3 protein-coding genes are annotated in these 21,551 nt (G+C 62.3%); all 3 read left to right on the forward strand.

The features are described 5' to 3' along the window. Window positions 1–111: 111 nt before the first annotated feature. The 3 genes from IM284_RS04930 to IM284_RS04940 all read left to right on the forward strand — a co-directional run bounded on the left by IM284_RS04930 (window position 112) and on the right by IM284_RS04940 (window position 21,539). Window positions 112–18,117 (forward strand): Ig-like domain-containing protein, encoded by an 18,006-nt coding sequence (locus tag IM284_RS04930; protein WP_193055740.1) that lies wholly within the window; start codon window positions 112–114, stop codon window positions 18,115–18,117. A 72-nt stretch (window positions 18,118–18,189) separates the two neighbouring features. After that, window positions 18,190–20,367, forward strand: coding sequence for a type I secretion system permease/ATPase (locus IM284_RS04935; protein ID WP_047368514.1), 2,178 nt, complete (start codon window positions 18,190–18,192; stop codon window positions 20,365–20,367). After that, window positions 20,364–21,539 (forward strand): HlyD family type I secretion periplasmic adaptor subunit, encoded by a 1,176-nt coding sequence (locus IM284_RS04940; protein ID WP_028013086.1) that lies wholly within the window; start codon window positions 20,364–20,366, stop codon window positions 21,537–21,539. The genes IM284_RS04935 and IM284_RS04940 overlap by 4 nt, the downstream gene beginning before the upstream one ends. The last annotated feature ends 12 nt before the right edge of the window (window positions 21,540–21,551 follow it).

The following is a 21,551-nucleotide window of genomic DNA, read 5'->3' on the forward strand; positions in this document are numbered from 1 at the left end:
GCATAGCTGCACGAAATAAGTCTGAAAATAATGGGTGTTTTTTCCCAGGGATAGCTACATCCGTCTGGTGGATATATCCACAGGGATCCGTACACCTGCAAGGAGAGGAATATGAGTAACGTAAAGGTTGTTGATGTCATCATTCGCAAAACGGCGGAGAAAACGAAATTAACCGGCGAAGGAAATCTGTCGGTCTCTATTTCATCGCCGAGCGTGATTGAAATTCAGGGCTCTGCTCAGGACGTGGTGCGTTATGTCCGCCAGGGTAAAGACCTTCTCATTTATATGAAGGACGGCAGCGTTATTCGCTGCAATAACTATTTTGTTGAAGATCCTGAAACCCAACATCAGTCAGAGCTGGTGTTCAACGACGGGCAGGAACTGACTCATCTCTCTTTTGCCGATGCCGGGGAAGCGTCAGGCGTTGCCGCTACTGAATTAACCGCGCAGGCCACACCCATTAGCAGCATTGAACCCTTCCTGGAGCAGGGAAACGTCCTGAGCGATGCCCCGTGGGGCTGGATTGCAGGGGCGGCGTTAGGCGGCGGTGCTATCGGCGCACTGCTGGCCCACGGCGGTGACGGCGAAACCAAAACGAAAGTCATTGATAACACCAAAGAAGTGGAAAGCGCCACGCCGACCTTCCTGCTGTCGGACAAGGTGGGCGACAAGCAGGGAGTGCTGAGCGCAAACGCCCTCACGGACGATAACGCGCCGACCTTCAGCGGTACCGGTCAGCCGGGCGCGACCATCCAGATTAAAGACGGCAGCGGCAGCACCATCGCCAGCGCGATGGTCGGTAAAGACGGCACCTGGACGGTAAAACTCCCGACCCAGGCCGACGGAGAGCACACCTGGTCGGTGGTGCAGATCGACGGCAGTAAAACCACGTCAGCGGGCAACATCACCGTGACCGTTTCTACGTCCGAGGCCACGCTTACGCTGGCGACAACGGCGGGTGACAACGTGATTAACGCCAGCGAACAGTCCGCAGGCTTTACGCTGTCCGGCAGCAGTCAGCATCTGGCGCAGGGAACCGACGTTTCCGTAACGCTGAACGGCAAAACCTACACCGCTCAGGTGGGAGCAGACGGCGCGTGGAACGTTAACGTGCCTGCGGCAGACGCGCAGGCGCTCAGCGACGGTACCTGGACCGTCAGCGTCAGCGGCAAAGACGCGGCGGGTAACACCGTGAGCGGAAGCCAGACGATTGGCGTGGATACCGCTGCGCCAACGCTCTCCGTCGATACGCTCGCGCAGGACAACATCATTAATGCCGCTGAGCACAACCAGCCGCTGACGCTGAGTGGTAAAACCAACGCGGAAGCCGGGCAGATTGTGACGGTGACGCTGAACGGCAAAAATTATAACGCCACGGTGGGCAGCGACGGCACCTGGTCCGTCACGCTGGCGGCCAGCGAGGTGCAGGCCCTTAATGAGGGTCACCACACCCTGACGGTGAACGTCAGCGACAAAGCGGGCAACGGCTCGTCCGTGACCGCGGATTTCACGGTAGATACCAACGCGCCGGTCGTCACCATCAACACCGTCGCGGGCGACGATATCCTCAACACCAGCGAGCAGGGCCAGGCGCAGATCATTTCCGGGCAGGCGAGCGGCGCGGCGGCAGGCGATGTCGTCACCGTGACCGTTGGCGGCCAGACCTTCACCGGCGTCGTACAGGCAGACGGCAGCTGGAGCGTGGGCGTTCCTGCCGCCGTCGTCGGCGCGCTGGGTGAGGGCAACCACACCATTGCCGTCTCCGTCACCGACGCAGCGGGGAACACCGGTAGCGCCACGCACGGCATTGCGCTGAGCGGCAACCCGCCGGAATTTACGATTGACGCCATCAGCCAGGACAACGTGCTGAATGCCCGGGAGGCGATGCAGCCGCTGAGCCTGAGCGGCACCAGCAACCTGCCGGACGGCAGCGCCGTTACCGTGACGCTGAACAACGTCAACTATCAGGCGACCGTCGAAAACGGTATCTGGGCGGTTCAGGTGCCGGTATCCGACGTCCTGAATCTGGCGAACACCCTTTATAACGTCAGCGTCAGCGGCACCGACAGCGTGGGTAACAGCGGCTCCGCAGAGGCGAATCTGCTGGTCGATACCGTGCTGCCGAAGGTGATCATTAACACCTTTGCGGGTGATAACCTGGTTAATAACGCCGAAGCGGGCGTGGACCAAACCCTCAGTGGCCGCGTTACCGGTGCGGCGGCGGGCGATACGGTGTCTGTTACCGTTGGCGGTAAGAGTTACAGCGCCACGGTGGGCAGCGATCTGACCTGGAACGTCACAATCCCTTCAGCGGATCTTCAGGCGTTCGGCGACGGGGATTTGACCTTTACCGCCTCCGTGACCAACGGACACGGTAATACCGGCACCGGCGAGCGCGATATCAATATCAACGCGGAACTGCCGGGTCTGCGTGTAAACACCATTTCCGGCGATGACGTAATCAACGCCATCGAGCAGCAGCAGGATCTGACCGTCACCGGCGCCAGCACCCATCTGGCCGCAGGTACGCCGATTGTCGTCACCATCAACAATGTCGAATATCAGGCCGTGGTGACCGCCAGCGGCGGCTGGAGCATTGGCGTTCCTGCTGCGGATCTGCAGGCCTGGACGGCCGGAGGTATGACGGTCAGCGTCAGCGCGGAAGATGCCTGGGGCAACACCGTTGCGGCTGAACACCCGATTGAACTCGATCTCAACGCCGTGGCGGTCACCATTGATACCGTCTCCGGCGATGACCTGCTGAACGCGGCAGAAAAAGGGAGCGATTTAACCCTTTCCGGCCAGACGCAGGGCGTGGAGGCGGGGCAAACCGTGGTGGTGAAATTTGCCGACCAGACTTTTACCGCGCAGGTGCAGCAGGATGGCTCCTGGAGCCTGACCGTCCCGGCGAACGCCATGGAAACGCTGATTGACGGGCGGGCGCAGGTAAGCGTCAGCGTGACCAACGTCAGCGGCAACAGCGCGGACGCCTCACGCGTGGTGACCGTCGATACGCAGCCGCCGACCATTACGCTCGATAATCTGACCGACGACAACATCATCAATGCGGCAGAAGCGCAGCAGGATCTGGTGCTCAGCGGCAGCACAACCGCTGAAGCGGGCCAGACGGTCACCGTGACGCTGAACGGCAAAAACTATCAAACTACCGTACAAGCTGACGGCACCTGGACGCTGAACGTGCCTGCCGCCGACGTTGGCGCGCTGGCAGACGGCACTGTCACCGTGACGGCCTCCGTCAGCGACGTGGCAGGTAACAGCAGCAGTGCGGACCGCGTTGGGCTGGTGGATGCCACCGTGCCGCAGGTGACCATTAATGACTTTGTCACCGACACCAACACCGTTAACCAACTGGCCCATTCTCAGGCGCAGATCCTGAGCGGCTCCGTCACCGGCGCGGCGGCGGGCGATTTGGTCACCATCACTATTAATAACGTGGACTACACCACCGCGGTGGATGCTGCGGGCAACTGGAGCCTCGGCCTGCCTGCATCCGTCGTTCAGGGGCTGACGGACGGTACCTGGACCATTAACGTCTCCGTGACCGATCGCTCCGGCAACACCGGCAGCAGTTCTCTGGATGTGGTGGTGAATACCGTGACGCCTGTTATCGGTATTAACACGCTGGCCGTAGATGACGTGATCAATGCGGCAGAGAAGGGTGAAGATCTGCTGCTTTCCGGTACCAGCAACCAGCCGGAAGGGACCACCATCACCGTAAACCTGAACGGTATCAACTACACCACCACCACTAACGCCAGCGGCAGCTGGAGCGTCACCGTGCCTGCCTCTGCGGTGAGCGCGCTGGGCGAAGCCAATTACACCGTGACGGCGAGCGTTACCGATAATGTGGGCAACAGCGCCTCAACCTCGCACGATGTGCTGGTGGACAGCGCGTTGCCGGTCGTCACTATCAACACTTTCGCGACCGACAATATCGTCAACGCGGCGGAAGTCACCGCAGGGCAAACCCTGACCGGGAAGGTCTCTAACGCGGCATCGGGCGATACCGTCACGATTATCCTCGGCGGTCAAACATACACCGCTACCGTGCAGGACGATCTCTCATGGAGTCTGCCGTTAACCGAGAGCCAGTTAACCGCGCTCGGCAACGGCGAACTGACCGTATCGGCCAGCGTCACCAACGCACACGGCAACACCGGTTCGTCTTCGCTGGACTTTACCATCGACGCCCAACTGCCGGGCCTGCGTATTGATACCGTGGCGGGTGATGACGTCATTAACGTCATCGAGCACGCTCAGAACCTGATTGTTTCCGGTTCAAGCACCGATCTTGCAGCGGGCAGCACCGTCACGGTGACCATTAACGGTAAGATCTATTCCGCAACCGTACTGGCGGACGGTACCTGGCAGGCGGCGGTTCCGGCAGCGGACGTGTCCCAGTGGGCGGACGGTTCGCTGGATATCAAGGCAAGCGCGCAGGATCCTTCCGGCAACCCGGTGACTATCGGCACCGTCGTGGACGTCGATCTCGCGCCGGTCGCCGTCAGCATCAACAGCGTGACCGCGGACAACGTGCTCAACGCGGCAGAAAAAGGTCAGGATCTTGTGCTTTCCGGCTCCTCCGCGAACGTAGAAGCGGGCCAGACCGTCACCATCACCTTTGCGGGTAAAACCTACACCACGACGGTGAACGCCAACGGCGACTGGACGTACACCGTACCGGCAGCCGATTTGAGCGGCCTGAAGGACGGTGACGCCAGCGTGCAGGTCAGCGTGAGCAACCTGAACGGCAACGCGGCGTCGTCTGCGCAGGAGTTCAGCGTTGATACCGCCGCGCCAACGGTGACCATTAATACCATCAGCGGCGATAACATGCTGAACGCGGCTGAGGCAGCGCAGGATCTGACCCTGAGCGGGACGTCCACTGCCGAAGCAGGCCAGACGGTCACCGTAACCTTCAACGGCAAGCAGTACACCGCGCAGGTGCAGGCCGACGGCAGTTGGACCCTGGACGTGCCGGCTGCGGATCTGGCGGGCATCACCGACGGTAACGCCACGGTCACGGCTTCCGTATCCGACAAAGCGGGCAACCCGGCCAGCGCGGATGCCTCCGTGCTGGTGGATACCACCGTACCGCAGATTAGTTTTAACATCGTTGCGGGCGACGACATCGTGAATATTGCCGAGCACGGCCAGGCGCTGATCGTCTCCGGCAAGGTCACGGGCGCGCAGGCGGGTGACGTCATTACCGTCACCCTGAACGGCAAAGACTACACCGCGATGCTGGACGCGTCCGGAAGCTGGAGCGTGGGCGTTCCGGCGGCAGACGTGGGCGCGCTGGCTAACGGCGAGCAGACGATTTCCGCGACCCTCACCGACAAAGCGGGTAACAGCACCACCGCCACGCATGAATTTGACGTCTCCCTGGCTGCGCCGGAGATTGCCATCAATACCCTGGCGCTTGACGACGTGATTAACGCGGTCGAGAAAGGCCAGGATCTGCTGATTTCGGGCACCAGCAACCAACCGGAAGGTACAGCCATTACGGTGATCCTGAACGGCATCAGCTACGCCGCGACCACCAACGCCAGCGGCGGCTGGAGCGTGACCGTTCCGGCGGCGAACGTCTCTGCGCTGGGTGAAGCGAGCTATACCGTCACGGCAAGCGTGACCGATAGCGCAGGCAACGGCGCGAACGCCAGCCATAGCGTGCTGGTCGACAGCGCGCTGCCGCAGGTCACCATTAACGCAATCGCCATCGATGACGTGATTAACGCGGCGGAAGTCGCTTCCGGACAAACCCTGAGCGGGAAGGTGAGCGGCGCGGCGAGCGGTGACACTGTCACCCTTTCAATCGGCGGCAATACGTATACCGCGACGGTTCAGGACGATCTGAGTTGGTCGGTCAACGTGCCGTCCACGGTCTTAACCGCCATCGGTAACGGCGAACTGACGGTGTCAGCCAGCGTCACCAACGGCCACGGCAACACCGGCTTCGGCGAGCGCGACATCACCATCGACGCCAATCTGCCGGGCCTGCGCGTCGATACCGTGGCGGGCGACGACGTGATTAACAGCATTGAGCATGCGCAGAACCTGATTATTACCGGCTCCAGCGACGGCCTGGCAGCGGGCGCGGCGCTGAGCGTGCTCGTCAACGGCAAAACCTACGCGGCCACGGTGCTGGCAGACGGTACCTGGACGGCGGCCATTCCGGCGGCAGACGTCAACGCGCTCGGCGCAGGCACGGTCACCGTGAAGGTCGAGGGAAATAGCGCGGCAGGCAACCCGGTCTCCATCAGCCACCACGTGAAGGTCGATCTGGCGACGGTTGCTATCAGCATTGACGCGATTGCCACCGACGATGTGATTAATGCGGCAGAAAAAGGCGCAGATCTGGTGCTTTCAGGTTCTACCAGCAACGTGGAAGAGAACCAGACGGTTTACATCACGTTCGGCGGCAAGTCCTACACGGCGAAAGTGGATGCCAGCGGCAACTGGACGGCGACCGTGCCGTCGGCAGATCTGGCTGGCCTGAAGGATGGCGACGCCAGCGTGCAGGTGAGCGTCACCAACGTGAACGGCAACAGCGCCTCGGCGGGACGCGAGTACGGCGTGGACGCCACCGCGCCGACGGTCTCCATCGAAATCGTCAGCGACAACAACATCATCAATGCCGCCGAAGCGCAGCAGGATCTGGTCGTCAACGGTGTCTCTAACGCCGAAGCGGGCCAGACCGTGACCGTCACGCTGAACGGCGTGGATTACACCACCACCGTGCAGGCAAACGGCAGCTGGAGCGTGACCGTGCCTTCTGCGGATCTGGGCGCGATTACCGACGGGAACTATACCGTCAGCGCCGCCGTATCCGACAAAGCGGGCAACCCGGCCTCCGCGGCTCGCGATGTGCTGGTCGATACCACCGTGCCACAGCTGACCATCAACACCGTTTCCGATGACGACGTGATCAACAGCGCCGAGCACGGGCAGGCTCTGATCGTTACCGGCTCAGTGACCGGCGCGGCGGCGGGCGACGTGGTGACCGTCACCATCAATAACAAAGATTACACGGCGACGCTGGATGCTTCCGGCAACTGGAGCGTGGGCGTGCCTGCGGCGGACGTCGGTGCCCTGACCGCCGGGGATTACACCATCACCGCGGCGCTGACCGACAAAGCCGGAAACAGCAACAGCGCGACGCGCGAGGTGGAAGTCAACCTGAGCGCGCCAGTGCTGACCATCGACACCGTCTCCGGTGACGATGTGATCAACAGCAGCGAGAAAACGCAGGATCTGACCATCACCGGTACGGCTTCCGGACTGGCGGCGGGCGCGGTGGTGACCGTGATGCTCAACGGCAAAGCCTACAGCGCCACGGTTGAGGCCAACGGCAAATGGTCCACGACCGTTCCGGCGAGCGAAGTAGGTCAACTGGGTGAAGCGCTTTACACCGTCACTGCCTCGGCAACGGACAGCGTCGGCAACGGCACCAGCACCTCGCACACCGTCAACGTGGAGTCCGTTCTGCCGGGGGTGATTATCAACACCGTCGCCGGTGACGACGTGATTAACGCGGCGGAGCTGGCTGCTGGCCAGACCATTAGCGGTAAGGTGGTGAATGCCGAGGCGGGCAACACCGTGACCGTAACGATTGGCGGCAACAGCTACACCGCAACGGTACAGAGCGATCTGACCTGGTCCGTCGATGTACCGGAATCGGTCCTGACGGCGCTGGGCAACGGCGATCTGACTGTAACCGCCAGCGTGACGAACGGCGTGGGCAACAGCGGCAGCGGCGAGCGTGAGATCGTGATAGACGCCAGCCTGCCGGGCCTGCGCGTGGACACCGTGGCGGGCGATGATGTGATCAACAGCATCGAGCACGGACAGAACCTGATTATTACCGGTTCCAGCAATGGCCTGAGCGCAGGCACGGCGCTGACCGTGACCGTAAACGGCAAAACCTATCACGCGACGGTACTGGCGGACGGTACATGGAGCGCGGCTCTCCCTTCTGCAGACGTAAGTGCCCTGGCAGCGGGCACGGTCACCGTGACCGTTGAAGGCCAGAGCAGCGCGGGCAATCCGGTTTCCATCAGCCACGATGTGACGGTGGATCTGGCGAACGTCGCTATCAGCATCGACGCCATTGCCACCGACGACGTGATTAACGCGGCGGAGAAAGGGGCGGATCTGGAGCTCTCCGGCACCACCTCAAACGTGGAGGAAAATCAAACCGTCACCATCACCTTCGGCGGCAAGAATTACACCGCCACGGTCGATGCCGACGGTAAATGGACCGCCACGGTGCCAGCGGCAGATCTGGCGGGCCTGAAGGACGGTGACGCCAGCGTGCAGGTGAGCGTTACCAACGTCAACGGCAACAGCGCCTCTGCGGGCCGCGAGTACAGCGTGGATGCCACCGCGCCATCCGTCACCATTAATACGATTGCGACTGACGACATCCTGAACGCGACGGAAGCGCAGTCTGACCTGGCGATTTCCGGGAGCAGCACCGCCGAAGCGGGCCAGACCGTGACTGTGTCGCTGAACGGCAAAGACTACACCACAATCGTCGGCGCGGACGGCAGCTGGACGCTGAACGTTCCGGCGGCGGATCTGGCCGCGCTTAATGACGGCAGCGTCACCGTTACCGCGAGCGTGAGCGACAAGGCGGGCAACCCGGCATCCGTAAACCATAACCTGACGGTGGACGTGACCGTACCTGCGGTCACCATCAACGCCGTGGCGGGCGACGACGTGATTAACGTCGCCGAGCACGGTCAGGCGCAGATTATCAGCGGCACCGCCACAGGCGCGGCAGCGGGCGATAAGGTCACCGTGACCATCGGCGGCCAGACTTACACCACCGTGCTGGACGCGGCGGGGAACTGGAGCGTGGGCGTTCCGGCCAGCGTGATTTCCGGTCTCAGCGACGGCACCGTGACCGTCACTGCGTCTGTTACCGACGCGGCGGGCAACACCGGCAGCGGCAGCCATAACGTCACCGTGGACACCGGGCTGCCGTCCGTGGGCTTTAACGCCATCAGCGGCGATAACGTCCTGAACGCGGTGGAAAAAGGTCAGGATCTGAGCATCAGCGGCACCAGCGCCAACCTGGCGGAAGGCACCGTGGTGACCGTGACCCTCAACGGTAAAAACTACACCGCAACGACCGCTGCAGACGGCACCTGGAGCCTGACGGTTCCGGCTGCGGATCTGGTCGGTCTCGGTCAGGCCAGTTACACCCTCAATGCGACCGCCACCAACGGCGTGGGCAACAGCGTGAGCAGCGCTGCGAACCTGCTGGTCGACACCGCGCTGCCGACCGTCACCATCAACACCGTGGCGGGCGATAACGTTATCAACGCGGCGGAAGTGGCGGCAGGCCAGACCCTGAGCGGTACCGTGGCGAATGCCGAAGCGGGCAACACCGTAACCGTGACCATTGGCGGCAACAGCTATACCGCAACGGTGCAGAACGATCTGAGCTGGTCCGTGAACGTGCCGTCTGATGTGCTGACCGCACTCGGCAACGGCAGCCTGAGCGTGACGGCAACCGTCACCAACGGCCACGGCAACACCGGCAGCGGCGAGCGTGAGATTGCGATCGACGCTAACCTGCCGGGCCTGCGCGTGAACACCGTGGCGGGCGACGACGTGGTCAACAGCATTGAGCATGCGCAGAACCTGATCGTTTCCGGCTCCAGCGACGGGCTGGCGGCGGGCACTACGCTGACCGTTACCGTGAACGGCAAAGACTATGCGGCGACGGTGCTGGCGGACGGCACCTGGAGCGCGGCGGTTCCGTCTGCGGACGTGAGCGCGTGGCCGGAAGGCACAGTAAAAATCAGCGTCACCGGCGACAGCGCGGCGGGTAACCCGATTACCATCAGCCACGACGTGACCGTGGATCTGGCTACCGTTGCCATCAGCATCAACGCCATTGCCGCCGACGACGTGATCAACGCGGCGGAGAAAGGGGCGGATCTGGTGCTGTCCGGCGCGACCACCAACGTGGAAGCCGGGCAGACCGTCACCCTGAGCCTGAACGGTAAAATCTACACCACTACCGTAGAAGCAGACGGCAACTGGACCTATACCGTGCCGGCTGCGGATCTGGCGGGCCTCAAGGACGGCGACGCCCGCCTGCAGGTGAGCGTCACCAACGTGAACGGCAACAGCGCCTCGGCGGGCCGCGAGTACAGCGTGGATGCCACCGCGCCGTCCGTCACCATTAATACGATTGCGACTGACGACATCCTGAACGCCACGGAAGCGCAGTCTGACCTGACGGTTTCCGGCACCAGCACCGCCGAAGCGGGCCAGACCGTGACCGTGTCGCTGAACGGCAAGGACTACACCACAACCGTCAGCGCGGACGGCAGCTGGACGCTGAACGTTCCGGCAGCGGATCTGGCGTCGCTCAGCGACGGCAGCGTCACCGTGACCGCGAGCGTAAGCGACAAGGCGGGCAACCCGGCATCCGTAAACCATAACCTGACGGTGGACGTGACCGTGCCTGCGGTGACCATCAACACCGTGGCGGGCGATGACGTGATTAACCTCGCTGAGCACGCGCAGGCGCAAATCATCAGCGGCACCGCCACCGGCGCAGCAGCGGGCGATAAGGTCACCGTCACGATTGGCGGCCAGACTTACACCACCGTGCTGGACGCGGCGGGGAACTGGAGCGTGGGCGTTCCGGCCAGCGTGATTTCCGGTCTCAGCGACGGCACCGTGACCGTCACTGCGTCTGTTACCGACGCGGCGGGCAACACCGGCAGCGGCAGCCATAACGTCACCGTGGACACCGGGCTGCCGTCCGTGGGCTTTAACGCCATCAGCGGCGATAACGTCCTGAACGCGGTGGAAAAAGGTCAGGAACTAAGCGTCAGCGGCACCAGCGCCAACCTCGCGGAAGGCACCCTGGTGACCGTGACCCTCAACGGAAAAAGCTACACTGCAACGACCGCCGCAGACGGCACCTGGAGCCTGACGGTTCCGGCGGCGGATCTGGCGGGTCTGGGCGAAGCGAATTACACCCTGAGCGCAGCCGCGACCAACGGCGTGGGCAATAGCGTCAGCAATACGGCGAACCTGCTGGTCGACACCGCGCTGCCGACCGTCACCATCAACACCGTGGCGGGCGATAACGTCATCAACGCGGCAGAAGTGGCGGCAGGCCAGACCATCACCGGTAAGGTGGCGAACGCGGAAGCCGGTAACACGGTGACGGTGAACATCGGCGGCAACAGCTACACCGCGACGGTGCAGAGCGATCTGACCTGGTCCGTGAGTGTGCCGGAGTCCGTCCTGACGGCGCTGGGCAACGGCGATTTGACCGTGTCGGCGACCGTCACCAACGGCCACGGCAATACCGGCGCGGGCGAGCGCGAAATCGTTATAGACGCCAGCCTGCCGGGTCTGCGTATCAATACCGTGGCGGGCGATGATGTGATCAACAGCATCGAGCACGGACAGAACCTGATCGTCACCGGTTCCAGCGACGGGCTGGCGGCGGGCACCACGCTCACCGTGACCGTTAACGGCAAAACCTATGCGGCCTCCGTGCTGGCGAACGGTACCTGGAGCGCGGCGATCCCGGCCGCAGACGTGGGTGCCCTGGCAGCAGGCGCGGTGACCGTCACCGTGGCAGGCCAGAGCAGCGCGGGCAACCCGGTCTCCATCAGTCACGACGTCACCGTCGATCTGGCGGCCGTGGCGATCAGCATCGATGCGATCGCCACCGACGACGTGATTAACGCGGCGGAGAAAGGCGCGGATCTGGTGCTCTCGGGCAGCACCTCGAACGTGGAGGAAAACCAGACCGTCACAATCGCCTTCGGCGGCAAAACCTACACCGCGAAAGTGGATGCCGAAGGCAACTGGACGGCCACCGTGCCTTCCGCGGATCTCGCGGGTCTGAAGGACGGCGACGCCAGCGTGCAGGTGAGCGTCACCAACGTGCACGGCAACAGCGCGACGGCAGGCCGCGAGTACAGCGTGGACGCGACCGCGCCGACCGTGACGATTGATACGGTGGCAGGTGATAACGTGATTAACGGCAGCGAAGCGGCTGCGGGCGTGGCCATCTCCGGCACCACCACGGCGGAAGCCGGGCAGACGGTCACCGTGACGCTGGGCGGCAAGAGCTATACCGCTCAGGTGCAGCAGGGCGGTATCTGGAGCGTCAACGTACCGGGCACTGACCTCTCCGCACTGGCCGATAACGGTTACACCCTGCAGGTCAGCGTGAGCGACGCCGCGGGTAACCCGGGCAGCGCGGGCAAAGCGATTACGCTTGATACCACACCGCCGTCCGTCAGCTTTAAGGCTGTGGCGGGCGATGACGTCATCAACAGCGTGGAGCACGGGCAGGCGCAGATCGTGAGCGGAACGGCAACCGGCGCGAGCGTCGGCGATAAGCTGGTCATCACCATCGGTTCAAACCAGTACACCACCACCGTTGACGCCAGCGGCAACTGGAGCGTGGGCGTTCCGGCCAGCGTGATTTCTGCCCTGACCGACGGCACCGTGACCATTAGCGCGACCATTACCGACAGCGCGGGCAACAGCAGCACCCAGACTCACGATGTGGTGGTGAATACGGCTTCCGTGGCGCTGACGGTGAATACCCTCAGCGGTGACGACGTCATCAACGCGACAGAAGCGGGTAGTTCGCTGGTGATTAACGGCTCCAGTGCCCAGTTCGCCAGCGGGACGCAGGTCACCGTGACGCTGAACGGCAAGACCTATACGGCCACCATCCAGAACGACGGCAGCTGGACGACCACCGTTCCGGCCGCAGACGTGGGTGCCCTGGCCGATGGCGCGAGCTATCAGGTATCCGTGTCGGCGCAGGACAGCGCGGGCAACAGCGCCTCGGCGACGCACGGCATCAGGGTGGATACCACCGCGCCTGTCGTAAGCATTGCGACGCTGTCGGGTGACGACATGCTGAATGCGCTGGAAGCGCAGCAGCCACTGACGGTACACGGATCGTCCAGCGCGGAGGCGGGCCAGACCGTCACCGTGACGCTGGGCGGCAAAACCTACACTGCGCTTGTGGGCAGCGACGGCACCTGGACGCTCGATGTGCCGGCGGCAGATCTGGCTATCCTGAGCCAGGGGGCGCTGACGGTCACCGCGTCGGTCAACGACAAAGCCGGTAACGGCGGCCAGACCACGCACACCTTAACGGTGGATACCGCTGCGCCGACCGTGACCATCAGCACCGTGGCGGATGACGATATCGTCAACAACGCGGAGCAGCTGGCGGGTCAGACCATCCGCGGCACCACCACGGCAGAACAGGGCCAGACGGTGACCGTTTCCTTCAGCGGGCACAGCTATCAGGCGACCGTCGGGGCGGACGGAACGTGGTCGGTCTTCGTGCCGGGGCGTGATTTCCTCGGCCTGAGCGACGGGGATTACACCATTACCGCGTCGGTAAGCGACAGGGCGGGCAACCCGGGTAGCGCAACGCACGACGTGACGCTGAACGGCGATGTCCCAACCATCACCATTAACACTTTTGCGCAGGACGATATCGTCAATGCGGCCGAACACGGCACGCCGCTGGTCGTCAGCGGCACCACCGACGCGCCTGCGGGCCAGACGGTGACCATCACCCTGAACGGCAAAACCTACGCGGCGACCGTGCAGAATGACGGCACCTGGAGCTACACGGTGGGCAGCGCAGACGTCACCGCGCTGGCAGACGGCGGTTCGTACGTGATTAAGGCGCAGGTCAGCAACGCCATCGGCAACAGCGCCAGCGATAACCACACCGTCACCGTCGATCTCACCGCGCCGTCGATGGGCATCAGCATTGATTCGCTGCAAAACGACACCGGCCTGAGCGCGACGGATTTCATCACCAACGATAAGCAGGTAGTGGTCAACGGCTCCCTTACCGCGCAGCTCGGCAATAACGAGAAGGCGCAGATCAGCCTCGACGGCGGCACCACCTGGATTGACCTGACGGTGACCGGCACCACGTGGCGCTACACCGATGGCCGCACCCTGACGGACGGTTCGTATCAGTACCAGGTGCGGGTGATCGATAGCGCGGGTAACGTGGGGGCAACGGACAGCCAGGACGTGGTGATTGACCTGACGAAGCCTGCGGCAACGACCATTACCGTGGATTCCGTTACCCAGGATACCGGCCTGTCCGGCAGCGACTTTATCACCAGCGACAACCAGATCAGCCTGAAAGGGACGCTCGGCGCGGCGCTGGGCAGCGGCGACCACGCGCAGATCAGCCTCGACGGCGGCGTCACCTGGACCGACGTCAGCGTGAGCGGCCTGACCTGGACCTACGTGGACGGTCGTACGCTGGCCGACGGGGATTACCACTACCAGCTGCGCGTGATTGACGACGCGGGCAACATCAGCGCCACCGCCAGCCAGGTCGTGACGATTGATACGGTTGCGCCGGACGCCAGCAAAACGATCGCTATCGACAGCATCAGCGACGATACCGGCCTGAGCAGCAGCGACTTTATCACCAACGATACGTCCCTGACGCTGCACGGCTCGCTCGGCGCGACGCTGGCCGACGGCGAGTATGCCCAGATCAGCATCGACGGCGGCGTCACCTGGCAGAACGTGATTGTCACCGGCAGCAGCTGGTACTACGTGGACGGACGTACGCTGGGTAACCAGACCTATGACTACTACGTGCGCGTGGTGGATGCGGCGGGCAACGTGGGCGCCAGCGCCCATCAGCAGGTGACCGTCGATACGGTCGCCCCGGATGCGGCGATTACGGTGACGGTGGATAACATCACCGTGGATACTGGCTTCGACAATAACGACTTCCTGACCAGTTCGACCTCGTACACGCTGCACGGAACGCTCGGTGCAGAGCTAGGTGCGGGTGAGTACGTGCAGGTGAGCATGGACGGCGGCAGCACCTGGGTGTATGCCACGGTAAGCGGTACCCAGTGGCGCTATAACGACACGCGCACCCTGGCCGACGGGGATTACAGCTATCAGGTGCGGGTAGTCGATCAGGCGGGCAACGTCGGTGCCACTACCACCCAGACCGTGACGGTGGATACCCAGGCGCCGCAGTACGGCATCACCATCGACAGCATCAGCGATGATACCGGGCAGTCCGGGAGTGATTTCATCACTATGGACACCACCCTGACCATCAACGGCTCGCTGGGCAGCGCGCTGGCGAGCGACGAACGGGTGCAGATCAGCCTCGACGGCGGAAACACCTGGATTGATGCCACGGTCACCAACCAGCGCTGGAGCTACACAGATACCCGCGTTCTGCCTGACGGAGACTACACCTGGCAGGTGCGGATTATCGACCTGGCGGGCAACGTCGGCTCCACCGCCTCTCAGGTGGTGACGGTGGACACCACGCCGCCAGCTACGGTAGGCACGGTAGTGAGCTATACCGACGGTGAAGGCGAGCGTCAGGGCACCTTTGGCAGCACGGTGGCCACGGACGATAACGCACCGCTGATCAACGGTACGCTCAACCGCGCCCCTGAAGACGGCGAGATCGTCCGGCTATACCGCGACGGCGTTCTGCTCGGTCAGGTGACCATGAACGGCAGCGCAAGCTGGTCCTTCCAGGATAACGGCCTGAGCGATGGCAATCACACGTACATCGTGCGCGTGACCGACAAAGCCGGTAACTACACGGAATCGGACGGCTTCGTGCTGAACGTTGATACCAGCATCCCGACCACCACGGCGGCGATTACCGCCCAGACCACGTCAGATACCACCCCAATCGTCAGCGGTACCGTCTCCACCGACCTGGTGAACGGTGAATACCTGGTGGTGACGGTGAACGGGAAAACCTACACCTCCCAGACGGGGGGTGCCGTGGTAGTCGACCCGGATCACAATACCTGGTACCTGCAGATCCCGGACGGCGATGCCCTGAGCGTGGCGGGCTACAGTGTGACGGCGCAGGTGAAGAGCAGCGCGGGTAACGGCAATACCACCGGTACGGCGACCGGCAGCCTGGTGATTGATACCACCACGGTGAATACCGACTGGGCGACCACGGCGGGGAACAGCAACAACTCCACCATGACCCTCGGCATGAACAGCAGCGGTCTGTGGAATATCATTGCGAACACTCAGGCTTACTCCAGCAGCGATAGCTCGACCTATGCCAGCAATACGCTGACCAACACCCGCGGCTACTACGTGGTGAGCCAGACCGCCGCCGACTTTGACCGTAACGGCACGCAGGATATCTTCGCGACCGAGAATACCTACGCCGGGTCTACTCAGGTGATGTGGACCTACGATGGCAGCACCTATAACGCCAGCCAGCTGGCGATGGGGACCACCATCTGGTACGGCGGCGTGATTGCGTACGATAAAACCGGCGATGGCTATCTGGATCTGGCGTACGGCGATGCCGGTATGGACTCACTGACCTACCTGGTGAACAACAACGGCGTCCTGTCGCCGGACGGCACCGGCGGGGAGGGCGGTTTCTACGGCCAGTTCGACTCCGGGCGTGAAATCTCCGGCGTCGACCTGAACAACGACGGTACGGTGGATATTATCCAGCACACCAACCGCAGCGGCGCGTACTCGTTAACCGTGATCAACAACAACGGCAACGGCACGCTCTCCATCGGCCAGAACCTGACCAACGTGTTTGTGGTAAACGCCGCGAATACCACCACGGCGGCGTCCATGACGTGGGCGGATTTCAACGGCGATGGCTACATGGATCTGTACCTGGGCAGCAGCTACAACAACAACGGCGGGGTGATCTACTACAACGACGGTACCGGGAAGCTCTCGACCACCAAGAGCGCGGTGGAAGCCTCTAACGCCACGGCGGGGTATCTCTCGGTGGCGGTGGACTGGAACGGGGACGGGCAGATGGACATCATCAAGCTCAGCACCTACGGCGGTTCACAGACGGCGACGCTGTTCACCAACAACGGCTACGGTTCCAGCTGGACCGCCAGCCAGCTTAAAACTGGCCTGGCCTACGCCACCGGCGTGGCGGCAGTGGACTACAACTGGGACGGCGCGAAGGATCTGCTGGTGTCGCAGCAGAACGGCAAGGTGATGCTGGTGCAAAACAGCGCCAAAATTGCTGACGGTACCGCGATGCACCTGCACATTGTCGACAGCGAGGGCATCAACGCCTACTACGGCAACACGGTCAATCTGTACAACGCCGCGGGCGTGTTGGTGGCTTCGCAGATCATCAACGCCCAGTCTGGTATTGGTTCGAACGATACCTCTGCGCTGGTGAGCTTCTACGGGCTGGATCCGAATGAAACCTATTCGGCCGAGATCCTGAAGATCACCAACGGCGTGTCGGATAACGTCACCTGGAGCGGTCTGGAGGCGGGCAACGGCAAAGAGGGCTACGTCCTGACGGCTGAAGCAGCTACAGGCGGCCACAGCGGGACCCTCACCGGGACCGGGTATAACGACACCTTTATCGCAGAGGATGGCACCTATACCTACAACGGTTCCGGCGGCTGGAATACCCATTCCGACTACGACACCTGGAGCAACACCGGCGGGATGGACGTGGTGGATTACCGCAATGCGACTTCCGGCGTAACCGTTGATTTGCGTCTCTCTACCGCGCAGGACACCGGGTTCGGTACGTCACGACTGCTCAACATTGAGGGCATCAACGGCTCGAACTTCGACGACGTCATTACCGGCAACAGCGGTGATAACCAGTTCGAAGGCCGCGGCGGGAACGACACCTTCAACATCGGCAGCGGCGGTCACGATACGTTGCTCTACAAGCTGATCAACGCGTCGGACGCGACGGGCGGTAACGGTCACGACGTGGTGAACGGCTTCACCGTCGGCACCTGGGAAGGGACCGCGGACACGGATCGTATTGACCTGCGCGATCTGCTCTCCGGCAGCGGCTATACCGGCACGGGCTCGGCGAGCTATGTGAACGGCGTGGCCATGCTGGACAGCAGCGCGGGCAACATTACCGATTATGTCCGCGTGGTGCAGAACGGCAGCAATACCGAAATCCAGGTGGATCTGGACGGTACCGGCGGCCAGTTCTCGCCAACCACCCTGGTGACGCTGAACGGCGTGCAGACGGACCTGGCGACGCTGCTGGCGAATCATCAGCTGTTAATTGCGTAAACCAACGCCGCGGGGATCAATCCTCGCGGCATTTTGGCGTTTCTTTACACGAATGGCGTTAACCCGGAGATTATGAAGACACATCCACAGTACGAACCCTGGCTGCAGGGCATGCTCATCATCGCGAAGCACTACCGGCTGGACTTTTCGGTGGAGCACGTTCGGGTCACGATTAACCATGAAAGTCAGTCTCCGCGCCAGCTGGTGCTGGAGGAGATGGCGCGCCAGCTAGGGCTGGGAATGCGCGTGGCGACGGATGCAACATCTCTCGATCCGTGGCGTCTGCCGCTGCTGGCGGAATTCACTGGCGGTCAAATCGCGGTCATTAACCGCATGGATAACGAAGGCAACGTCAGCCTGCAGTTCAGCGGCGACGGCGGGCTGGAGACGACGCTAACGCGGGACGCGCTCGGCTCACGGTTGAAAACGCTGCTGGTACTGCGCCCGCTTGAGTCTACGCCGGATGCCCGCGTGGACGACTACATCAAACCGTATGAGAAAAACTGGTTCTGGCAGCTGGCGCTGAAGGACTGGCGCCGCTACAGCGACATCATGCTGGTGGCGCTGGTCGCTAACGTGCTGGCGCTCTCCGGTATGGTTTTCTCCATGCAGGTGTACGACAGGGTGGTGCCGTCGCAGTCGGAGGCCACGCTGTGGGTGCTGTTTGGCGGCGTTATGCTCGCCATCGTGTTTGAATTCATCATGCGCATGCTGCGCGTGCATATTTCGGACGTGGTGGGGAAACGCGCCGACCTGCGCATCTCAGAACGCGTCTTTGCCCACGCGCTGCGAATTAAAAACGGGGCGCGCTCCAAATCAACCGGATCGTTTATCGCCCAGATCCGCGAGCTGGAGTCGGTGCGCGAGCTCATCACCTCGACCACCATTGCGGCGATCTCCGATCTGCCGTTCTTCCTGCTGTTCGTCTTTATTCTGTGGATGATTGGCGGCCCACTGGTGCTGGTGGTCCTGCTCGCCGTGCCGCTGCTGCTTATTCCGGGCCTGCTGGTGCAGCGCCCGCTGGGGAAACTCTCCAGCGAAGGGATGCGTGAATCCGCCATTCGTAACGCGACGCTGGTGGAGGCGGTGCAGGGCATTGAAGACATCAAGCTGATGCGCGCCGAGCAGCGATTCCAGAACCAGTGGAACAACACCAACGACGTGGCTGCCAGCGTCGGCATGAAGCAGCGCTGGCTGACGGGGCTGCTGTTGACCTGGACCCAGGAGGTGCAGTCCATCGTCTATGCGGTAGTCCTGCTGGTGGGCTGTTACCTGGTCATCAGCGGCGACATGACCACCGGTGCGCTGGTGGGAACCTCGATTCTGGCATCGCGTACCATCGCGCCGCTGTCGCAGATCTCTGGCGTGCTCTCGCGCTGGCAGTCGGCAAAAGTGGCCCGCAAGGGGCTGGACGACCTGATGCAGCGCCCGATTGACGATCCGCAGCACGGGAAGAAGGTGCATAAAGCGCACCTGCGCGGGGATTACCGGCTGGAAGACGTCGGCTTCTACTATGACGAAGAAGAGAAACTCACCGTGCTGAACATCAGCAAACTGCAGATTCGCGCCGGTGAGCGCGTGGCGGTGCTCGGGCGTAACGGCTCCGGTAAAAGCACGCTGCTGCAGCTTCTGGCGGGCATGCAGGAGCCGCAGCAGGGGAGCATTCTGCTGGACGATATTGCTCTCAATCATCTGGACCCGGCCGACCTGCGCCGCGACATGCAGCTGCTTAGCCAGCAGGCGCGGCTGTTCTTTGGCTCCGTGCGGGACAATATCCTGATGGGGAACCCGCTCGCCACCGACGATGAAATTCATCAGGCGCTGGTCAATAGCGGCGCGCTGGAGTATGTGCGTAAGCAGAAAATGGGGCTGAACACCATCATCAACGAGGGCGGAACGGGCCTCTCCGGCGGACAGCGTCAGGCGCTGCTGCTGGCGCGCGCGCTGATCACTGCCCCGAATATCCTGCTGCTGGATGAGCCTACCGCCTGGCTGGACGAGATGAGCGAGAAGCAGTTTATTCAGCATCTTCACAAATGGCTGGGCAAGCGCCGGACGCTGGTGGTAGCAACGCATCGCCTGCCGATTCTGGATTTGGTCGACCGCATTATTGTGCTGGAAAACGGCAAGGTGGTGATGGACGGCCCGCGCGACGCGATCCTGCATCAGCACGGGCTGGCGCCGCAAAAGGCGGCACAGCGCACCGTGACCATGAAGCCGGCGGCTGTTGCAGAGGAGGGTGCGGCATGAACGATTTCTCCCGTTATAACAGCCGTCTGAAAGAGCCGCGCCTGCCGCGATCCTCGCTGGTGGCATGGTCGCTGTTCGCCCTGCTGGCGGTGTTTATCGCCTGGGCGAGCCTGTTCCAGCTGGACGAAGTCACGACCGGCAGCGGCAAGGTGATCCCGTCCTCCCATGAGCAGGTGATTCAGTCCCTGGAAGGGGGGATTATCCATAGCCTGCTGGTTCGCGAAGGCGATATCGTTGAGCGCGGTCAGCAGCTGGCACAGCTTGACCGGACTAAGACCGAGTCCAGCGTGCTGGAGAGCGAGTCTCGTCTGAACGCGGCGCTGGCAACGGCTGCGCGTCTGAAGGCCGAAGTTAACGACACGGAACTCGCGTTTCCCGAGGAGCTGGACGATGACGTTGAGCTGGTCAAACAGGAAACGGCGCTCTATCAGTCCCGTCGCGAGAGCCTTGAAAAAGGGCTGGCCGGATTACGTCAGGGCGCCGAGCTGGTGCAGCGCGAGCTGTCGTTGACCCGTCCGCTGGTGACCCAGGGGGCGGCCAGCAAGGTTGAGGTGTTACGTCTTGAGCGTCAAAAAAATGAGCTTGAGAATAAAATCACCGAGATGAAAAATCAGTATTACGTCCGCGCCCGTGAAGAGCTGGCGAAAGCCAACGCGGAGATTGAAGCCCAGCGTTCGGTCATGAAAGGGCGTGAGGACTCCCTGACCCGGCTGACCTTCAACGCGCCGGTCCGTGGGATTGTGAAGGATATTGACGTGACGACCGTGGGCGGCGTTATTCCCCCGAACGGCAAGCTGATGAGTTTGGTCCCGCTGGACGACCAGATGGTGGTTGAGGCGAAAATCTCGCCGCGCGATGTCGCGTTTATCCACCCCGGCCAGAAAGCGCTGGTGAAAATTACGGCCTATGACTACTCCATCTATGGCGGGCTGGAGGGCGAGGTGACCATGATTTCGCCGGACACCCTGCAGGACGAGGTGAAAAGAGATGTCTACTACTACCGCGTCTATATCCGCACCGACAGTAACCACCTGACCAATAAGCAGGGCAAAGACTTTCCGGTCTTTCCAGGGATGATTGCAACGGTAGATATTAAAACCGGCAGCAAAACCATACTGGATTATCTGTTGAAACCGCTGAACAAGGCAAAAGAGGCGCTGCGCGAGAGATAAAGATTGGCGTTC

The organism is Enterobacter cloacae complex sp. P12RS (genome assembly GCF_014895875.1).
In the GTDB taxonomy this organism is placed as follows: Bacteria; Pseudomonadota; Gammaproteobacteria; order Enterobacterales; family Enterobacteriaceae; genus Enterobacter; species Enterobacter bugandensis.

Bases quoted from the DNA above. Each gene is read 5' to 3' on its own strand.
- IM284_RS04930 (WP_193055740.1), top strand. From the start codon at position 112: ATGAGTAACGTAAAGGTTGTTGATGTCATCATTCGCAAAACGGCGGAG.
- IM284_RS04935 (WP_047368514.1), top strand. From the start codon at position 18,190: ATGAAGACACATCCACAGTACGAACCCTGGCTGCAGGGCATGCTCATC.
- IM284_RS04940 (WP_028013086.1), top strand. From the start codon at position 20,364: ATGAACGATTTCTCCCGTTATAACAGCCGTCTGAAAGAGCCGCGCCTG.